Source organism: Amycolatopsis sp. NPDC104775, assembly GCF_055583325.1.
The window spans coordinates 299,207-315,742 of record NZ_JBVJOE010000006.1 but is presented as its reverse complement, the minus strand read 5'-3'; the positions used below and the strand labels follow the sequence as shown (position 1 = coordinate 315,742).

Genomic DNA, 16,536 nt, shown 5'->3' with positions numbered 1-16,536 from the left:
CCGTTCCTACTCATCAGTAGGTAGAGTCGGCACCCGCAGACCCCCGAAAGGTGCCGGCCATGACCACCTACTTCGTCACGGGCGCGACGGGCTTCCTCGGGAAGCGCCTGGTCGCCCGGTTGCTCGCGCGGCGGGAGACGACCGCCGTCCACGTGCTCGTCCGCAACACCTCGCGCGACCGGCTCGCCGAAATCGCGCGGGACTGGCCGAACGCCGACCGGCTGGCGCCTGCCGTCGGCGACCTCACCGAACCGCTGCTCGGCCTCGACCCGGCCGGTTACGACGGCGTCGACCACGTCGTCCACCTGGGCGCGATCTACGACTTCACCGCCGACGACGCGGCGAACCGGGCCGCGAACGTCGAGGGCACCCGGAACCTGCTCGCCTTCGCCGCGGCAGCCGGTGCGGGCCTGCTGCACCACGTTTCGTCCATCGCGGTCGCGGGCGATCACGCCGGCCGCTTCACCGAGGCCGACTTCGACCTCGGGCAGTCCTTCAGTTCTCCTTACCACGCAACGAAGTTCGAGGCCGAGAAGCTGGTCCGCACGCAGTCCGACGTGCCGTTCCGCGTCTACCGGCCCTCCGCGGTCGTCGGCGATTCGCGCACCGGCGAGATGGACAAGATCGACGGCCCGTACTACTTCCTGCCCGCCATCTCGCGCCTCGCCGTGATGCCGAGGCAACTGCCGCTCGTCGCGCCCGATCTCGGGGCCACCAACCTCGTCCCGGTCGACTATGTCGTCGCCGCGATGGAAAACCTCATGCACCGCGAAGCGCCTTCGGGCAGTACGTACCACCTCGCTTCGCCGCGACCGCAGAAGCTCCACGAGGTCTACAACGCCTTCGCCCGCGTTGCCGGAGCGCCCCGCGTACGCACGACAGTGCCGTCTCGCCTGCTTCGCAGCACAGCGTCTCGTCTCGCGACCGCTGTAGACCGTCTCCCGACTGGACGTGCGACGCGGGCAGCGGTGTTGACCGAGCTGGGAATTCCGCTCGAAGTACTCCCCCACCTGAACATGGAGGTGGAGTTCGACACCGCGCGCACCACTTCGGAGCTGTACGGGAGCGGCGTCCACCTTCCCGAGCTTCGCGACTACGCCGAACCGCTGTACCGCTACTGGCGCACGCATCTTGACCCGGACCACGCTCGCCGTCCAGGGCTTGAAGGACGCGTTGTCCTCATTACCGGTGCGTCGTCGGGCATTGGCCGGGCCTCCGCGCTCGCTGTCGCGCGTCGCGGCGCGAAGGTTCTTCTCGTCGCGCGCCGCACCGAAGAACTCGAAGACGTGCGTAGCGAGATCACTGCGGCAGGCGGCGAAGCGTCTGCGTATCCGTGCGACCTCACTGACGGCGACGCAGTCGACGGTCTCGTTAAAGCAGTCCTCGCCGATCACGGTGCTGTCGACGTCTTGGTGAACAACGCGGGACGCTCCATCCGACGCTCGGTGCAGCTGTCGACGGAACGGTTCCACGACTACGAACGCACGATGGCCATCAACTACTTCGGCCCAGTGCGGCTGATCCTCGGCCTGCTGCCGTCGATGACCGAACGCCGGTTCGGCCACGTCGTCAACGTCACCACGCAGGGCCTCCAGACCGACACCCCGCGCTTTTCCGCTTACCTGGCTTCAAAAGCCGCGCTCGAAGAGTTCGGCCTGACCGCCGGGCGCGAAACGCTGTCCGACGGTGTCACGTTCACGTCGGTCCGGATGCCCTTGGTGCGCACCGACATGATCGCGCCGACCGGGTCGTACCGCGGACTGCCCGCGAGCTCGCCGGAACGCGCCGCGGCGCTGGTAGTGAAGGCGATCGAGCAGCGGCCGCAAATCCTGAGCCTGCCCGAAGGCCGAGCCGCGGAACTGGCCACGCTGGCGGCCCCGAACCTCGCCCGATTCGCGGCGCACCTCGTGTACCGGGTGATGCCGGAATCCGCACCGGAAGCCAAGGGACGGCCACGGCAACCCGCTCCGGCGGCGGTCGCGGCTACGCTGACCAGGATGTTCTGGCGGCGGAAGGCTTAAGGACTTGTGGCGGTAGAGCGGCCTGTCCTCCAGCGGTGAACAGCGCAGCCGTGGGCGACGTGCCTTAGCGGAGCACCCAAGCCTTCGGCTATCTCGCCGTGCGCGATCGCGGCGGCTTGCCTGGTTCGTCGGTGCCGTGGGAAGCCGATGGCTCTGGTTGACTCACCGAAGGCAGCCGACGTCGGCTCCTGCGGATCGGGAGGTCGGGGTGCATTGCTTCGGCGATTCTGGCGATGTCTTCGGGCTTCGCCTTTTCAGCGAACGTCTTGGCGGTCTTCCATCGGAAGTAGTGCCGCGCGACCCGCGGCAGCGCCAAACCGACCGCGCCGACGACGGCCGCGACTTCGCTTGGTCCGATTGACACTCCGATCGCCCTTCGCCTCGTGGTCGAGCAGGCGACTCGGACGTGCCTCAGCTCGACCAGTGATCACACTGGAACGAGCTAAGGTCTCCTCGGCTAAGGCTCCCGTGCATGGCGGAATCCTCAGTTGATCTTAGCCAATCGTCGTACCTGGTCGCACACCCGCGGCGGAACACGCGGGCCGGACCTTGGGGCGAGCCGCTGCCGTCAGGCCGACTCCATCTGGAAGCCGACGCCATCGCGACCAAGCAGCCGAACTCGGTCACGCAGCAGTTTTCTCTGGGTCGGCAGGACTACGTCCACGCGCCGATCCTACCGCCAACCGTCGCCGACATGCGGCATCCCGGCTGGGAAATTCAAGCCGGAAGCCCTACTCCACCAGAGTGTCGTCCGGCGACCCGCCAGCCAGCCCGGCCAGCACCTCCAGCGCACTCGCCAACGTCGCCTCCGAAGGAGCGGACACCGCGATCCGCACCGCGTTCGGGGCGTGCCCCGGCACCACCGAAAACGCCGCCGCCGGGGACAGCGCGATCCCCCGGCGTGCGGCAGCGGCCACGAAGGTCTCGGCCCGCCACTGGTCCGGCAGCACCCACCACCGGTGGTAGGCCGAGGCATCGCCGTACACCCGGAAACCCGCCAGCCGGTCTGCGACGATTCTCGCGCGCACCGCGGCATCGGCGCGCTTCGCCGCTTCGACCTCCGCCAGCACGCCACCAGTGATCCATCGCCGCGCCGCCTCCACGGAGAACCGCGATGCCGACCAACCGCCGGAGCGGATCGCGCTCGCCAGGCGGGCGACCCATGGCGGCGGCACCACAAGAAAACCGGCGGTAAGCCCGGGTGCGACGCGTTTCGACAGGCTGTCCACGAAAACCGTCCGCTCGGGCATCAGCGCGGCGAGCGGTTCGGTGTCCGGGCGGAGGAAGGTGTAGATGCCGTCCTCGATCACCGGCAGGTCCAGTCTGCGGACGGTTTCGGCCAGCTCGGCACGGCGCTGCGGCGGCATCGTGGTGCCGAGCGGATTGTGCAGGGTCGGCTGGACGTACAGCGCCCGCACCGGAGCGCTCGCCGCGAGTGCGGCCGGGATCAGGCCGTGGGCGTCGGTTTCGATCGGTACCAGCTCGATGCCGAGCCGGGTCGCGGCGGCTTTGACCACCGGGTACGTCAGGGATTCGACCGCCAGCCGCTCGCCGGTCGGCACGAACGCGGCGAGCGCGGCAGCGATGCCCTGCCGTCCGTTGCCCGAGATCAGTACCGAGTCTGGATCCGGCGTCCAAGCGCCGCGGGCGAGCATGCGAGAGGCTGCCTCGCGGACTGCTTTGGTGCCAGCGGCGCCGAGGGGATGCAGTGCGTCGGTGAAGACGTCCGCGCGCAGCACGGGTTCGAGTGCTTGCGCCAGTTTGGCCGATTGGCTTGGCAGCACAGCGAAGTTGAGTTCGAGGTCCACGCGGGCGTCGCCGGGTTCGGACAGCGCCGGTTCGGGACCGGGCTTCGCCGCGCGCACGAAGGTTCCCCGGCCGACCTCGCCGATCGCCAGGCCGCGCCGGACGAGTTCGCCGTACACGCGGGCCGCGGTGGAGCCGGCGATGCCGCGGTCGCGCGCGAAGCGGCGCTGCGGCGGCAGCCGATCGCCGGGCCGCAGCCGGCCGGCTTCGATGTCGGCGGCGAGTTCGTCCGCGACGACGCGGTAGTCGTCCATCCCACCCTCGCTCTGCCGGGTTTCTCCCGGACGCATCATGGCACCGGCCGGTCACTGTTCGCTAATGCGACCCGCGGAACTCCCCGGACGGGGGTCACTAGGTTAGCCTTACCTGTGTGGCACTGACGAGCGAAGACACCCGACTGCACGCCGAGGACCTGACGCTGGCCTACGACGGCCGCACCGTCGCCGAACGGCTCGGCGTGGTCATCCCGGACAAGTCGTTCACGGTCATCGTCGGCCCCAACGCCTGCGGCAAGACGACGCTGCTGCGCGCGCTCGCCCGGATGCTGAAACCCCGCGAGGGCTCGGTCTACCTCGACGGCCAGGTGATCTCCAGCTACGGCGCGAAAGAGGTCGCGCGGAGGCTCGGCCTGCTGCCGCAGAGCTCCATCGCGCCGGACGGGATCACCGTGGCCGATCTCGTCGCGCGCGGCCGCTACCCGCACCAGAAACTGCTGCGCCAATGGTCCCGCGAGGACGCGGCGGTGGTCGCCGATTCGATGCGCGCGACCGGCGTCGACGACCTCGCCGAGCGGATGGTGGACGAGCTGTCCGGCGGGCAGCGCCAGCGCGTCTGGATGGCGATGGCGCTGGCCCAGCAGACCGACCTGCTGCTGCTCGACGAGCCCACGACCTACCTGGACATCGCGCACCAGCTCGACATCCTCGACCTGTGTGCCACGCTGCACAGCGAACAGGGCCGCACGCTGGTCGCGGTGCTGCACGACCTCAACCACGCGGCCCGGTACGCCACGCATCTGATCGCGATGCGCGACGGGAAGGTGCTGGCCACCGGGACGCCGGAGGAGGTCGTGACGGCGGAGAACGTCGAGCGGATCTTCGAGCTGCCGTGCCGGGTGATGGAATGCCCGGAGAGCGGGAGCCCGATGGTGATCCCGAAGGTCAGCCGCCGGGCCGCCTGATTCACCGGCGGGCCATGAACGACCGCCACATCTCCGCCGGGATCGACGAACCCGTCACCTTCTTGCTTTCCGCGTCGAGCAGCTTGCGGTTGTCGTCGGAACCGAGCCACACCGCCGTCGCCAGTTGCGGCGTGTAGCCGACTGCCCAGGCGTCCTGGTAGTCCCGCGAATTGCCGCGCTCGAACTCGCCGGTGCGCAGCACTGCCGCGCGACCGTCCGGCAACGTCGTCCGCAACACCGAAGCGAGATCCTGCGCGACTTTCTCCGGAACGGCGGAAACCTGCTGGTTTTCGTGCTGCCAAACGACTTTCCCCGACCCGTCGAGCACCTTGTCCACCAGGTGCACCGCCGCGTGCTTCCCGTGAGCGGCGTAGGTCGCGTACGCCCCGGCCACGTCCAGCGGCCGCATCGGATAGCGGCCGACGACGATGCCCGAGCCGATCGTGGCGCCGTCCTGTTCGCGCATGGTCGGCGTGCCGTCCACTTCGTCCGGGATTCCCGCCGAACGGGCCGCCGCGCTCACCTCGTCGACGCCGATTTTCTTCGACACAGTGATGAACGGCGTGTCCGCACCCGAGGTCAACGCGCTGCGCAATGTACACGGCTGCGGGCATTTCGGCGGATAGTCGAACTTCTCGCCGAGGTACTGAATCTCCTGGGGAGCAGCCACTTTCTCGTCCAGCGACATGCCATTCTTCAAACCAGCCGCCGCAGCGAACGGGTAGAACGCCGAACCGAGCGGATGGCCGGTCGCCGCGTAATCCCGGACGCCGTTGTTGCCGCCGTCGTACGCCCGGACCGCGCCGTTCGCCGGATCGACCGCCACCAGCGCGCCGCGGAACTCCGCTGGCTCGCCCTTCAACCGGTCGCTCAGCGCGGTGTGCGCCGCGGCCTGCAACCCCGGGTCCAACGTCGTCTGAACAGTCAGATTCCCTTGCTGCAACCGTGAAAGCGAGAACCCGGCTGTCTCCAGTTCGGTGAGCACGCGTTGTTTGAGGTGGTACTGGTCGTAGTTCAGGCTCACCCGAGTCTCCGCGGGCGGCTTGATTTCCGCGCCTGGATAAGCCATGCCGTCGGCGTTTTTCAGATAGCCGCGCTCAACTAGCTTGTCGCGCACGTACCGCCAGCGCTTGGCCGCGTGTTCGTCGCCGGACGCCGCCGGATCGTGCACGGACGGCGACTGGATCATCCCAGCCAGGAATGCTGCTTCGCTCCAGGTGATGCTGTTGTCGAGCGGACGGCCGAAGAACGCGTTCATCGCCGCTGCCGGGCCGAAAGTGTTGCGGCCGAAGGAAATGATGTTGATGTAGCTTTCGAAGATCTGTTCCTTGCTCTGCTGCTGGGTGATCTTCGTGGCGAGCACGAGTTCCTGCATTTTCCGCCAGAGCGTGGAATCCTCGTCGCCGGTCGATTTCTTGATGTACTGCTGGGTAATCCCCGACCCGCCGCCGACGCCGGTCAGGAACGCGCGGCCGATCCCCGTCGGGTCGAAGCCGGAGTTGGCCCAGAAGGTCGGGTCCTCGGTGGCGACGATGGCGTCGCGAAGCTTCTGCGGGATCTGGTCGAACGGCACGAACCGCCGGTCGCCCTCCGGGGGCACGACGCGCAGCAGTTCGCTGCCGTCGGCGTACTTCACCGTGACGGTTTTGCCGAGCGAGGCGAGGACGTCCTGCGGGCTCCGGACGTCCAGCAGCAGGTAGGCGATCCAGAACGCGATCAGCGGCACGCCGACCGCGAAGCCGATCAGGTAGTAGGCACCCTTGCGGATGCGGCGCCACTTGCGACGGACAACGGCGGATTTGTCACTCTCCGGGGCTGGCTCCACGAATGAAGGACGACTGAACCAGTGACAAGGTTCTGCCGATCCGGTGAATTGATCACGAGAGGAACGCGCGCAGCAACGACGCCGTGCCCTCGATGTGCTCGGCCATCGCCTGCCGCGCGGCCACCGGATCGCCGGCCAGGATCGCGTCGACGATCGCCTCGTGCTGCGCGTTCGAATGCTCCAGATTGGGTTCGAGCAGCGGAATCCGGTCGAGCAGCTGGTTGACCCGCGTGCGCGCGTCGGCGACCGTGCTGGTCAGCGACGCGGACGCGGTGACCTCGGCGATCGCCAGATGCAGCCGCGAATCCTTGCGCCGGTAATCGGCGAGACCGGCCGCCGACGCTTCCGCGAGCGTGCCGGTGAGATGCTGCCGGTCAGCCGGGCTCAACGTGCGCGCGGCCGCCGCCTCCGCGGCACCGGTCTCCAGCACATGACGCAGGCACAACGCGTCCTCCAGCCCGGCCGCGTCCACCTCGCCGACCGCGCGCTCCGCGGGCTCGGGCAGTTTCTCGTTCACGAACGTGCCGCCGTACCGCCCGCGCCGCGACTCGACATACCCCGCGTCGGCCAACGCGCGAATCGCCTCCCGCAGCGTCACCCGGCTCACGCCGAGCCGCTCGGCCAGCTCGCGTTCCGACGGCAGCCGGTCCCCCGCGCCGACGACCCCGAGCCGGATCGCCTGCAACAACCGCTCGACGGTCTCCTCGAAGGCGTTCCCGGCCCGCACCGGCCGGAACAGGGCCGCGTTCGCGCTCACCACCGAGGTCGACTCCACCTGGCCGATTCTATGCCCGCTCGATCGCAGAGAAATCTTTGCAAAGTTTCCTCTGCGATTCTAGAGTGGAGACATGCCCTCGGAACCCCACGGCAGGCAGATCGACGCCCGCGCCCTGCGCGCTCTCGCGCATCCGCTGCGGCTCGAGCTGCTCGACCTGCTGACCGTCGACGGCCCGGCCACCGCGACCGGCCTCGGCAAACGCGTCGGCGAAAGTTCCGGCACCACGTCCTGGCACCTGCGCCAACTCGCGGACGCCGGGCTGGTGGTCGAGGACGCCGAACGCGGCTCGAAGCGCGAGCGGTGGTGGAAAGCGGCACAGCAGGGCACCGCGCTCAAGACGAGCGAGTTCCTGGCAGACCCCGACCTGGCGGGCACGGTCACCGCGTTCCTGCACCACGTCGTCAACCAGCGCCATCGCGAGACGCTCCGGTTCGTCGCCGACCTGCCCCGGTGGGGCAAGACCTGGCATGCCAACGCGACGCTGAGCGACACCGGGCTCCAGCTCACCCCGGAGGAAGCCGGGCAGCTGAGCAAGCAGATCCGGGAACTGGTCGAGAGCTACCGCCGGGAACCGCGCCCCGGCGACACCACGGTATTCGCCCAGTGGTCCGTGTTTCCCTACGCGCCCCGGCCGGAAGCAGAGGAACAAGACTGATGAACGCAGACCTGCTGGCCTTCGTCTCGCAATACCAGGACGGCCTGCGCGCCGACGCGGACCAACGCCGTCTCGCCCGGCACAGACCGCCGCCCGCGCCAAAGGCTTCTGCCCGGCAACGGCTCGGCTGGTGGCTGATGGAACTGGGCCTTCGCCTCGCCACCCCGAAACGCCGTGAAGGGCTCCTTAAGGGAATCTGATTCCCCCAAGAAGCCCTTCACAGAACGAAAATCAGCACTCGATGACGTTGACGGCCAGCCCGCCGCGCGCGGTCTCCTTGTACTTCACCGACATGTCCGCGCCGGTTTCGCGCATGGTTTTGATCGCCTTGTCCAGCGTCACCACGTGGCTGCCGTCGCCGCGCAGCGCCATTCGCGCCGCGTGGATCGCCTTCGACGCGCCCACCGCGTTGCGCTCGATGCACGGGATCTGCACCAGTCCGCCCACCGGATCGCAGGTGAGGCCGAGGTGGTGCTCGACGCCGATCTCGGCCGCGTTCTCCACCTGCGCCGGGCTTCCGCCCTGCACCTCGGTCAGCCCGGCGGCGGCCATCGCCGAAGCCGAACCAACCTCGCCCTGGCAGCCGACCTCGGCGCCCGAGATCGATCCGGTCTGCTTGAGGATCGAGCCGATCGCCCCCGCAGTAAGGAGGAACGTGACGATGCCGTCGTCCGACGCCCCGCGCACGAACCGCTGGTAATAGTGCAGCACCGCGGGAATGATCCCCGCCGCGCCATTGGTCGGAGCAGTGACGACGCGACCGCCCGCGGCGTTCTCTTCGTTGACCGCCAGTGCGTACAGACTGACCCAGTCCATGGCGTACAACGGATCGTCCGCACCGTCTTCGGCAAGCAGCTTGTCGTGCAACGACTTCGCCCGCCGAGGCACCTTCAACCCGCCAGGCAGCACACCCTCGTGCGTGTACCCGTTCCGCACGCACTCGGCCATCACCTGCCAGATCTGCAGCAGCCCGTCCCGCACTTCCTCGCGACTGCGCCAGGAAAGCTCGTTCCGCAGCATGATCTCGCTGATCGGCAGACCGGTGTCCGCACAGTGCTTCAGCAGATCCGCGCCAGTGCGGAACGGATACGGCACCGGCGTGGAATCCTCCACGAACACCGTGTCGGTCTCGTACGACTCGTCCCGCACGAACCCGCCGCCGACCGAGTAGTACGTCCGCTCCCGCAGCAGCGAGCCGTCGGAAGCGAACGCCCGGAACACCATCCCGTTCGGATGCGCGGGCAGGGACTTCCGCCGGTGCATCGTCAGGTCAGTGTCCTCGGCGAAGTCCACCTCGTGCGTGCCGCCGACGGCCAGCCGCCCGGATTCCCGGATCGCCGCCACCTTGGCGGGCACCGTGTCGGTGTCGATGTCCTCCGGCCGCTCCCCGGAAAGCCCGAGCAGCACCGCCTTGTCGCTGCCGTGCCCGAACCCGGTCGCGCCGAGGGAGCCGAACAATTCGGCCTGCACCCGCGCGACCGTCTCGAGCACTCCGTCCTCGACCAGACCGTCCACAAAGGTCTTGGCCGCCCGCATCGGGCCGACCGTGTGCGAACTCGACGGCCCGATGCCGATCGAAAACAGGTCGAAGACGCTGATCGCCATTGATCCGCCCCTTCTCTTAGTTCCTCGCCAGCACGCTGCTGGCTTCTTGTGCCGCCGGTCCTTCGGCGGTCAGGTGGGCGAGGTTCTCCGGCAGTTCCTCGCCCCGGTGAGCCTTGGTCTGGGCGTAGAGCCGGCCCGCGCGGTACGACGAGCGCACCAGCGGTCCCGCCATCACGCCCGGGAAGCCGATGGCCTCGGCGGTTTTCGCGTGCTCCACGAACTCCTCCGGCTTCACCCACCGGTCCACCGGATGATGCCGCGGCGAAGGCCGCAGGTACTGGGTGATCGTGATGATCTCGCACCCCGCCTCGAACAAGTCCCGCAACGCGACCGTGACCTCGTCGGGGGTTTCGCCCATGCCCAGGATCAGGTTCGACTTCGTCACCAGACCCGCCGCCCGCGCCCGGGTGAGCACCTCCAGCGACCGGGCGTAGCGGAACCCGGGACGGATCCGCTTGAAAATCCGCGGCACCGTCTCCACATTGTGCGCCAGCACCTCCGGGCGCGACCCGAACACCTCCGCCAGCTGATCGGGCTCGGCGTTGAAGTCCGGGATGAGCAGCTCGACCCCGGTGCCGGGGTTCAGCGCGTGGATCTGCCGGACGGTTTCGGCGTAGAGCCAGGCGCCGCCGTCGGCGAGATCGTCGCGGGCGACACCGGTGATCGTCGAATACCGCAACCCCATCGCCTGCACCGACTCCGCGACCTTCCGCGGCTCCGAACGATCCAACGCAGCAGGCTTGCCCGTGTCGATCTGACAGAAATCACAGCGACGCGTGCACTGATCCCCGCCGATCAAAAAAGTGGCTTCCCGGTCTTCCCAGCACTCGTAAATGTTGGGACAACCCGCCTCTTCACAGACCGTGTGCAGACCCTCGCGTTTCACCAGGCCCTTGAGTTCGGTGAACTCCGGACCCATCCGCACCCGCGTCTTGATCCACGACGGCTTCTTCTCAATCGGCGTCTCACTGTTGCGCACCTCAAGCCGCAACAACTTCCGCCCCTCGGGCTGCGCGCTCATCGGCTCAGGTCCGCGTACAGCGGGTGCTTCTTCGCCAGCAGTTCCACGCGACCCCGCAACGCCTGCTGCGCGGCCTCGTCGAAGTCCGGTTTCAGCGTCTCGGCGATGATGTCGGCGACCTCGGCGAAGTCGTCCGCGCCGAAACCGCGGGTGGCCAGTGCCGGGGTGCCGATCCGCAGGCCCGAGGTGACCATCGGCGGACGCGGGTCGAACGGCACGGCGTTGCGGTTGACGGTGATCCCGACCGAGTGCAGCCGGTCCTCCGCCTCCTGGCCGTTGAGCTGGGAGTTCACCAGGTCGACGAGCACCAGGTGCACGTCGGTGCCGCCGGTGAGGACGCGGACGCCCGCCTCGGCGCAGTCGGTGCGCGACAGCCGGTCGGCGAGGATCTTGGCGCCTTCCAGGGTGCGCTCCTGGCGCTCGCGGAACCCGTCGGTCGCGGCGATCTTGAGCGCCACGGCCTTGGCCGCGATCACGTGCTCCAGCGGCCCGCCCTGCTGGCCGGGGAACACCGCCGAGTTGATCTTCTTCGCCAGCTCCTGGCGGCACAGGATCAGGCCGCCGCGCGGGCCGCCGAGGGTCTTGTGCGTGGTGGTCGTGACGATGTCCGCGTGCGGCACCGGCGACGGGTGCAGCCCGGCGGCCACGAGGCCGGCGAAGTGCGCCATGTCGACCATCAGCTTGGCGTCGACCAGGTCGGCGATCCGGCGGAACTCGGCGAAGTCGAGCTGGCGCGGGTAGGCCGACCAGCCGGCGACGATCAGCTTCGGCTTGTGCTCGACCGCCAGCCGCTCGATCTCGGCGACGTCGACGATCCCGGTCTCCTTGTCGACGTGGTAGGCGACCACGTTGTACAGCTTGCCGGAGAAGTTGATCTTCATCCCGTGCGTCAGGTGGCCGCCGTGCGCGAGGTCGAGGCCGAGGATGGTGTCGCCCGGCTTGAGCACCGCGAACATCGCCGCCGCGTTGGCCTGCGCGCCCGAATGCGGCTGGACGTTGGCGTGCTCCGCGCCGAACAGCGCCTTGGCCCGGTCGATCGCCAGCTGCTCGACGACGTCGACGTGCTCGCAGCCGCCGTAGTAGCGGCGGCCCGGGTAGCCCTCGGCGTACTTGTTGGTCAGCACCGAGCCCTGCGCCTCGAGCACGCCGACCGGCGCGAAGTTCTCCGAGGCGATCATCTCGAGCGTCGACTGCTGGCGGTCCAGCTCCGCGGCCACCGCGGCGGCGACCTCGGGGTCCGCTTCGGACAGAGGGGCGTCGAACGGGGCGGTCATCAGTTCTCCTGGGTCAGCTCGGCGTACGCGGACGCGTCGAGCAGCTCCGGGACGTCGCCCGAGAGCCGCACCTGCAGCAGCCATCCTTCGGTGTAGGGGTCGGAGTTGATGACCTCGGGGGTGTCCGATGTGGCCTCGTTCACCGCCACCACCTCGCCGCTGACCGGCGAGTACAGCTCGCTGACCGATTTCGTCGACTCGACCTCGCCGAACACCTCGCCCGCGGTGACGGTGTCGCCGACGCCGGGCAGCTGCACGAACACGATGTCGCCGAGCGAGCCGGCCGCGAACGCGGTGATGCCCACCGTCGCGACGCCGTCGGAGACCGACAGCCACTCGTGTTCCTTCGTGTAGGACAGGTTCTGGGGGATGCTCATGTGCTCGGAGGCCTTTCAGGCTCGGGAGTAGAAGGGCAGGGCGACGACCTCGACCGGCTCGACGCGGCCCCGGATGTCGACGGACAGCGCGGTGCCGGGCTCGGCGTGCTCCCGGTCTACATACGCCATGGCGATCGGGTAGCCCAGCGTCGGCGACAGCGCGCCGCTGGTGATCTCCCCGATAGTGGCATCCCCGGACAGCACGGCGTACCCGTGCCGCGGGGCGCGGCGGCCGGTGCCGCGCAGGCCGACCCGCACGCGCGGGACGTCGGCCTTCGCCAGCTCTTCCAGGGCCGCGCGGCCCACGAAGTCGCCCGGCTTCTCGAACTTCACGACCCGGCCCAGACCGGCGGCGAACGGGTTCAGCTCGCGGCTGAGTTCGTTGCCGTACAACGGCATTCCGGCTTCCAGCCGCAGCGTGTCGCGGCAGGCGAGACCGCACGGGACCAGACCGTGCTCCTGACCCGCCTCGGTCAGCAGCTGCCACAACGCCGGAGCCTGCGTCGCGGGAACGAACAGCTCGAAGCCGTCCTCGCCGGTGTAGCCGGTGCGGGCCAGCAGGACCTCGATGCCCTTCACGACGGCGGGCACGCTCGCGTAGTACTTGAGCGCGCCGAGATCGGCGTCGGTGACCGCGGCGAGCACGTCGACCGCCTTCGGGCCCTGGACCGCGATCAGCGCGGTGTCCGCGGACCGGTTCTCCACCACCGCGTCGAATCCGGCGACGCGCTCGGCCAGCGCGTCCGCGACCACGGCGGCGTTGCCCGCGTTGGCCACGACCAGGTACTCCTCGTCAGCGAGCCGGTAAACGACCAGGTCGTCCAGCACGCCGCCGTCGGCGTCGCAGATCATCGTGTAGCGGGCGCGACCCGGCTTCACGCCGGAGATGTTGCCGACCAGCGCATAGTCGAGCACCGCGGCGGCCTGCGCGCCGCGGACGTGGATCTCGGCCATGTGCGACAGGTCGAACAGCCCGGCCGCCTCGCGCACGGCCTTGTGCTCGGCCAGTTCGCTGGCGTAGCGCACCGGCATCGACCAGCCGGCGAAATCGGTGAACAGCGCACCGAGGTCTTTGTGGACCTGGTGCAGGGGGGTTTCCGTCACAGGAAGCCTTTCGTTGTCGCGAGCGGAGGTCGCGCTCACGCGTCGTACGCGTCGAGGGGCGGGCAGGAGCAGACGAGGTTGCGGTCGCCGCGCGCGCCGTCGATCCGCCGCACCGGCGGCCAGTACTTGGTCCTGCGCGCCACGCCGCTCGGGTACGCCGCCAGCTCGCGGTCGTAGTCCGCGGTCCATTCGCCGATCACCGACGAAGCGGTGTGCGGCGCGCCGCGCAGCGGGCTCGTCTCGGCGGTCCAGCGACCGGCCGCGACCTCGTCGATCTCGCGCCGGATGGCGATCATCGCCTCGCAGAACCGGTCGATCTCGGCCAGGTCCTCGCTCTCGGTGGGCTCCACCATGAGCGTGCCCGCGACCGGGAAGGACATGGTCGGCGCGTGGAAGCCGTAGTCGATCAGCCGCTTAGCGACGTCGTCCACGGTCACGCCGGTTTCCTTGGTGATGCCGCGCAGGTCGAGGATGCACTCGTGGGCGACCAGGCCGTCCTGTCCGGTGTAGAGCACCGGGTAGTGCGGCGCGAGCCGGGCGGCGATGTAGTTGGCCGCGAGCACCGCGACCTTGGTGGCCTCGGTGAGCCCGGGCGCGCCCATCATCCGCACGTACGCCCAGGAGATCGGCAGGATCGACGCCGAACCGTAGGGCGCGCCGCTGATCGGGCCGACGCCGGTGTCCGGTCCGGCCTGCGCGAGCAGCGGGTGGTTCGGCAGGTACGGCGCGAGGTGTTCGCGCACCGCGACCGGGCCGACGCCGGGACCGCCGCCGCCGTGCGGGATGCAGAACGTCTTGTGCAGGTTCAAGTGCGAGACGTCGCCGCCGAACTCGCCCGGCTTCGCCAGGCCCAGCAGGGCGTTGAGGTTCGCGCCGTCGACGTACACCTGGCCGCCGCCGTCGTGCACGGTCTTGGCGAGCCGCTCGATGCCGTGCTCGTAGACGCCGTGCGTGGACGGGTAGGTGACCATGATCGCGGCCAGGTCGGCGCTGTGGGCGTCCACTTTGGACTGCAGGTCGTCGAGGTCGACGTTGCCCTCGTCGGTGCACTTGACCACGACCACGCGCATCCCGGCGAGCACCGCGGACGCGGCGTTGGTGCCGTGCGCCGACGACGGGATCAGGCAGACGTCGCGCTCGGGCTGGCCGTTCGCCCGGTGGTAGGCGCGGATGGCCAGCAGCCCGGCGAGTTCGCCCTGGCTGCCCGCGTTCGGCTGCAGCGAGACCTGGTCGTAGCCGGTGACCTCGGACAGCCAGCCGGACAGCTGGCGGACCAGCTCGTGGTAGCCCTCGGCGTCCTCGGCGGGCGCGAACGGGTGGATGCCCGCGAACTCGCGCCAGCTGATCGGCTCCATTTCGGTGGTGGCGTTGAGCTTCATCGTGCACGAGCCGAGCGGGATCATCCCGCGGTCGAGCGCGAAGTCCTGGTCGGCGAGGCGGCGCAGGTAACGCAGCATCGACGTCTCGGACCGGTGTGTGCTGAACACCTCGTGCGTCAGGTAACCGCTCTCTCGGGCGAGACCGTTCGGAAGCGCCTGCGCGGCTTCCCACGCACTGTCGACACCGAAGGCGCGAAGCACCTTCGCGAGAGTGTCGGGACGCGTGACCTCGTCGCAGGCGATGCGCACGGTGTCGGCGTCGATGTGGCCGAGGTTGATTCCCGCCTCGCGCGCCGCCGCGTGCACCTCTGCCGCCCGGCCAGGCACCTTCGCGACGACAGTGTCAAAGAAGGCCTCGTGCGCGACTTCGACGCCACCGGCGCGCAGCGCGTTCGCGAGACCGCCCGCAAGCTCGTGCACCCGCGTCGCGATCGCCTTGAGCCCCTCGGGACCGTGGTAGACCGCGTACATCGACGCCAACACCGCCGGGAGCACCTGCGCGGTGCAAATGTTGGAGGTCGCCTTCTCGCGGCGTATGTGCTGCTCTCGCGTCTGCAGCGCGAGCCGGTACGCAGTGTTCCCATCCGCGTCCACGGACACGCCCACGAGCCGACCCGGCAGCGACCGCTCAAGACCAGCGCGCACCGCCATGTACCCGGCGTGCGGACCGCCGTAGCCCAGCGGCACGCCGAAGCGCTGCGTGGAGCCGACAGCGACGTCCGCGCCGAACTCGCCGGGCGCGGCGACCAAGGTGAGCGCGAGCAGGTCGGCAGCGACCGTGTACAGCGCGCCCGCGGCCTTCGCCGCTTCGGAAACCGCGTGGTAGAAACCGCGCCCGCGCAGCACGCCGGACGCTCCCGGGTACTGCACGATGACGCCGAAGAACTCCTCGGGCAGCCCGGTGAGCAGGTCGCGCACCTGCACGTCGATGCCGAGACCGGCGGCGCGCGTCCGCACGACCTCGATGGTCTGGGGAAGGACTTCGGAGTCGAGAACGACCACATTGGACTTCGACTTCGCCGCGCGGCGCATCAGCGTCATCGCCTCGGCGGCCGCGGTGGACTCGTCGAGCATCGAGGCGTTGGCGATCGCCAGCCCGGTCAGGTCGGACACCGCGGTCTGGAAGTTCAGCAGCGCTTCGAGCCGGCCCTGCGAGATCTCCGGCTGGTACGGCGTGTACGCGGTGTACCAGGCCGGGTTCTCCAGCACGTTGCGGCGGATCACGCCCGGCGTGACGGTGTCGGAGTAGCCGAGGCCGATCATCTGCGTCATCGGCCGGTTGCGGGCGGCGAGCGCACGCAGCTCGGCGGTCGCCTCTTCCTCGGACGCGGGCGCGGGAAGCGCCAGGTCACCGGCTGTGCGGATGGCGGTCGGCACCGCCGCTTCCACGAGGGCGTCCAGGCTTCCGTAACCGCATTCGGCGAGCATCTTCGCCCGCTCGGCCTCGCCGGGACCGATGTGGCGGGTGTCGAAGGGGGTGGAGGTGATGGGAGCTCCTCGGGACGGGCACC

At 69.3% G+C, this 16,536-nt stretch carries 13 protein-coding genes; 4 read left to right on the top strand and 9 right to left on the bottom strand.

From position 1 onward, the window contains the following. Positions 1-59: 59 nt before the first annotated feature. Positions 60-2,021 (top strand): SDR family oxidoreductase, encoded by a 1,962-nt coding sequence (locus ACZ63D_RS27600; protein WP_465357257.1) that lies wholly within the window; start codon positions 60-62, stop codon positions 2,019-2,021. Between the two features lie 731 nt (positions 2,022-2,752). Here ACZ63D_RS27600 and ACZ63D_RS27595 read toward each other — a convergent pair. Further along, positions 2,753-4,081: an aminotransferase-like domain-containing protein gene (locus ACZ63D_RS27595; RefSeq protein WP_465357256.1), complete on the bottom strand. Its 1,329-nt coding sequence runs from the start codon at positions 4,079-4,081 to the stop codon at positions 2,753-2,755. A 116-nt stretch (positions 4,082-4,197) separates the two neighbouring features. Here ACZ63D_RS27595 and ACZ63D_RS27590 point away from each other — a divergent pair, with 116 nt between their 5' ends. Beyond that, entirely contained in the window at positions 4,198-5,007 is an 810-nt protein-coding gene (locus tag ACZ63D_RS27590; RefSeq protein WP_465357255.1) for an ABC transporter ATP-binding protein, read from the top strand. Position 5,008: 1 nt separating this feature from the next. Here ACZ63D_RS27590 and ACZ63D_RS27585 read toward each other — a convergent pair whose 3' ends face one another. Then, the gene (locus ACZ63D_RS27585; protein ID WP_465357254.1) at positions 5,009-6,832 is read right to left on the bottom strand and encodes a transglycosylase domain-containing protein; all 1,824 of its coding nucleotides are present in this window, start codon (positions 6,830-6,832) and stop codon (positions 5,009-5,011) included. Between the two features lie 52 nt (positions 6,833-6,884). Further along, positions 6,885-7,607: a FadR/GntR family transcriptional regulator gene (locus ACZ63D_RS27580; protein ID WP_465357253.1), complete on the bottom strand. Its 723-nt coding sequence runs from the start codon at positions 7,605-7,607 to the stop codon at positions 6,885-6,887. Between the two features lie 73 nt (positions 7,608-7,680). Between ACZ63D_RS27580 and ACZ63D_RS27575 the strand changes: the two genes are divergently transcribed. Both ACZ63D_RS27575 and ACZ63D_RS27570 read left to right on the top strand, forming a co-directional pair. Continuing rightward, positions 7,681-8,265 carry a winged helix-turn-helix domain-containing protein gene (locus tag ACZ63D_RS27575; protein WP_465357252.1) on the top strand — a complete coding sequence of 195 codons (585 nt, stop codon included), beginning with the start codon at positions 7,681-7,683 and terminating at the stop codon, positions 8,263-8,265. Next, on the top strand, positions 8,265-8,465 hold the full coding sequence (locus ACZ63D_RS27570) for a hypothetical protein (RefSeq protein ID WP_465357251.1): 201 nt from the start codon (positions 8,265-8,267) through the stop codon (positions 8,463-8,465). The genes ACZ63D_RS27575 and ACZ63D_RS27570 overlap by 1 nt, the downstream gene beginning before the upstream one ends. Positions 8,466-8,496: 31 nt before the next feature. On the opposite strand, the gene ACZ63D_RS27565 is transcribed toward ACZ63D_RS27570, so the two are convergent. Genes ACZ63D_RS27565 through gcvP form a run of 6 tightly spaced genes read right to left on the bottom strand, consistent with a single transcriptional unit; the run spans position 8,497 to position 16,513 of the window. Further along, positions 8,497-9,870 (bottom strand): L-serine ammonia-lyase, encoded by a 1,374-nt coding sequence (locus tag ACZ63D_RS27565; protein ID WP_465357250.1) that lies wholly within the window; start codon positions 9,868-9,870, stop codon positions 8,497-8,499. Between the two features lie 16 nt (positions 9,871-9,886). Then, positions 9,887-10,891: a lipoyl synthase gene (gene lipA, locus ACZ63D_RS27560; protein ID WP_465357249.1), complete on the bottom strand. Its 1,005-nt coding sequence runs from the start codon at positions 10,889-10,891 to the stop codon at positions 9,887-9,889. Beyond that, positions 10,888-12,165 (bottom strand): serine hydroxymethyltransferase, encoded by a 1,278-nt coding sequence (gene glyA / locus ACZ63D_RS27555; RefSeq protein ID WP_465357248.1) that lies wholly within the window; start codon positions 12,163-12,165, stop codon positions 10,888-10,890. Before glyA ends, lipA begins: the two co-directional genes overlap by 4 nt. Continuing rightward, positions 12,165-12,542, bottom strand: a complete 378-nt coding sequence (gene gcvH / locus ACZ63D_RS27550) for a glycine cleavage system protein GcvH (RefSeq protein ID WP_067589411.1) — start codon at positions 12,540-12,542, stop codon at positions 12,165-12,167. The genes glyA and gcvH overlap by 1 nt, the downstream gene beginning before the upstream one ends. A gap of 15 nt (positions 12,543-12,557) precedes the next feature. Then, positions 12,558-13,646, bottom strand: a complete 1,089-nt coding sequence (gene gcvT, locus ACZ63D_RS27545; RefSeq protein ID WP_465357247.1) for a glycine cleavage system aminomethyltransferase GcvT — start codon at positions 13,644-13,646, stop codon at positions 12,558-12,560. A gap of 35 nt (positions 13,647-13,681) precedes the next feature. Then, positions 13,682-16,513 (bottom strand): aminomethyl-transferring glycine dehydrogenase, encoded by a 2,832-nt coding sequence (gcvP, locus tag ACZ63D_RS27540; protein WP_465357453.1) that lies wholly within the window; start codon positions 16,511-16,513, stop codon positions 13,682-13,684. Positions 16,514-16,536: the final 23 nt, after the last annotated feature.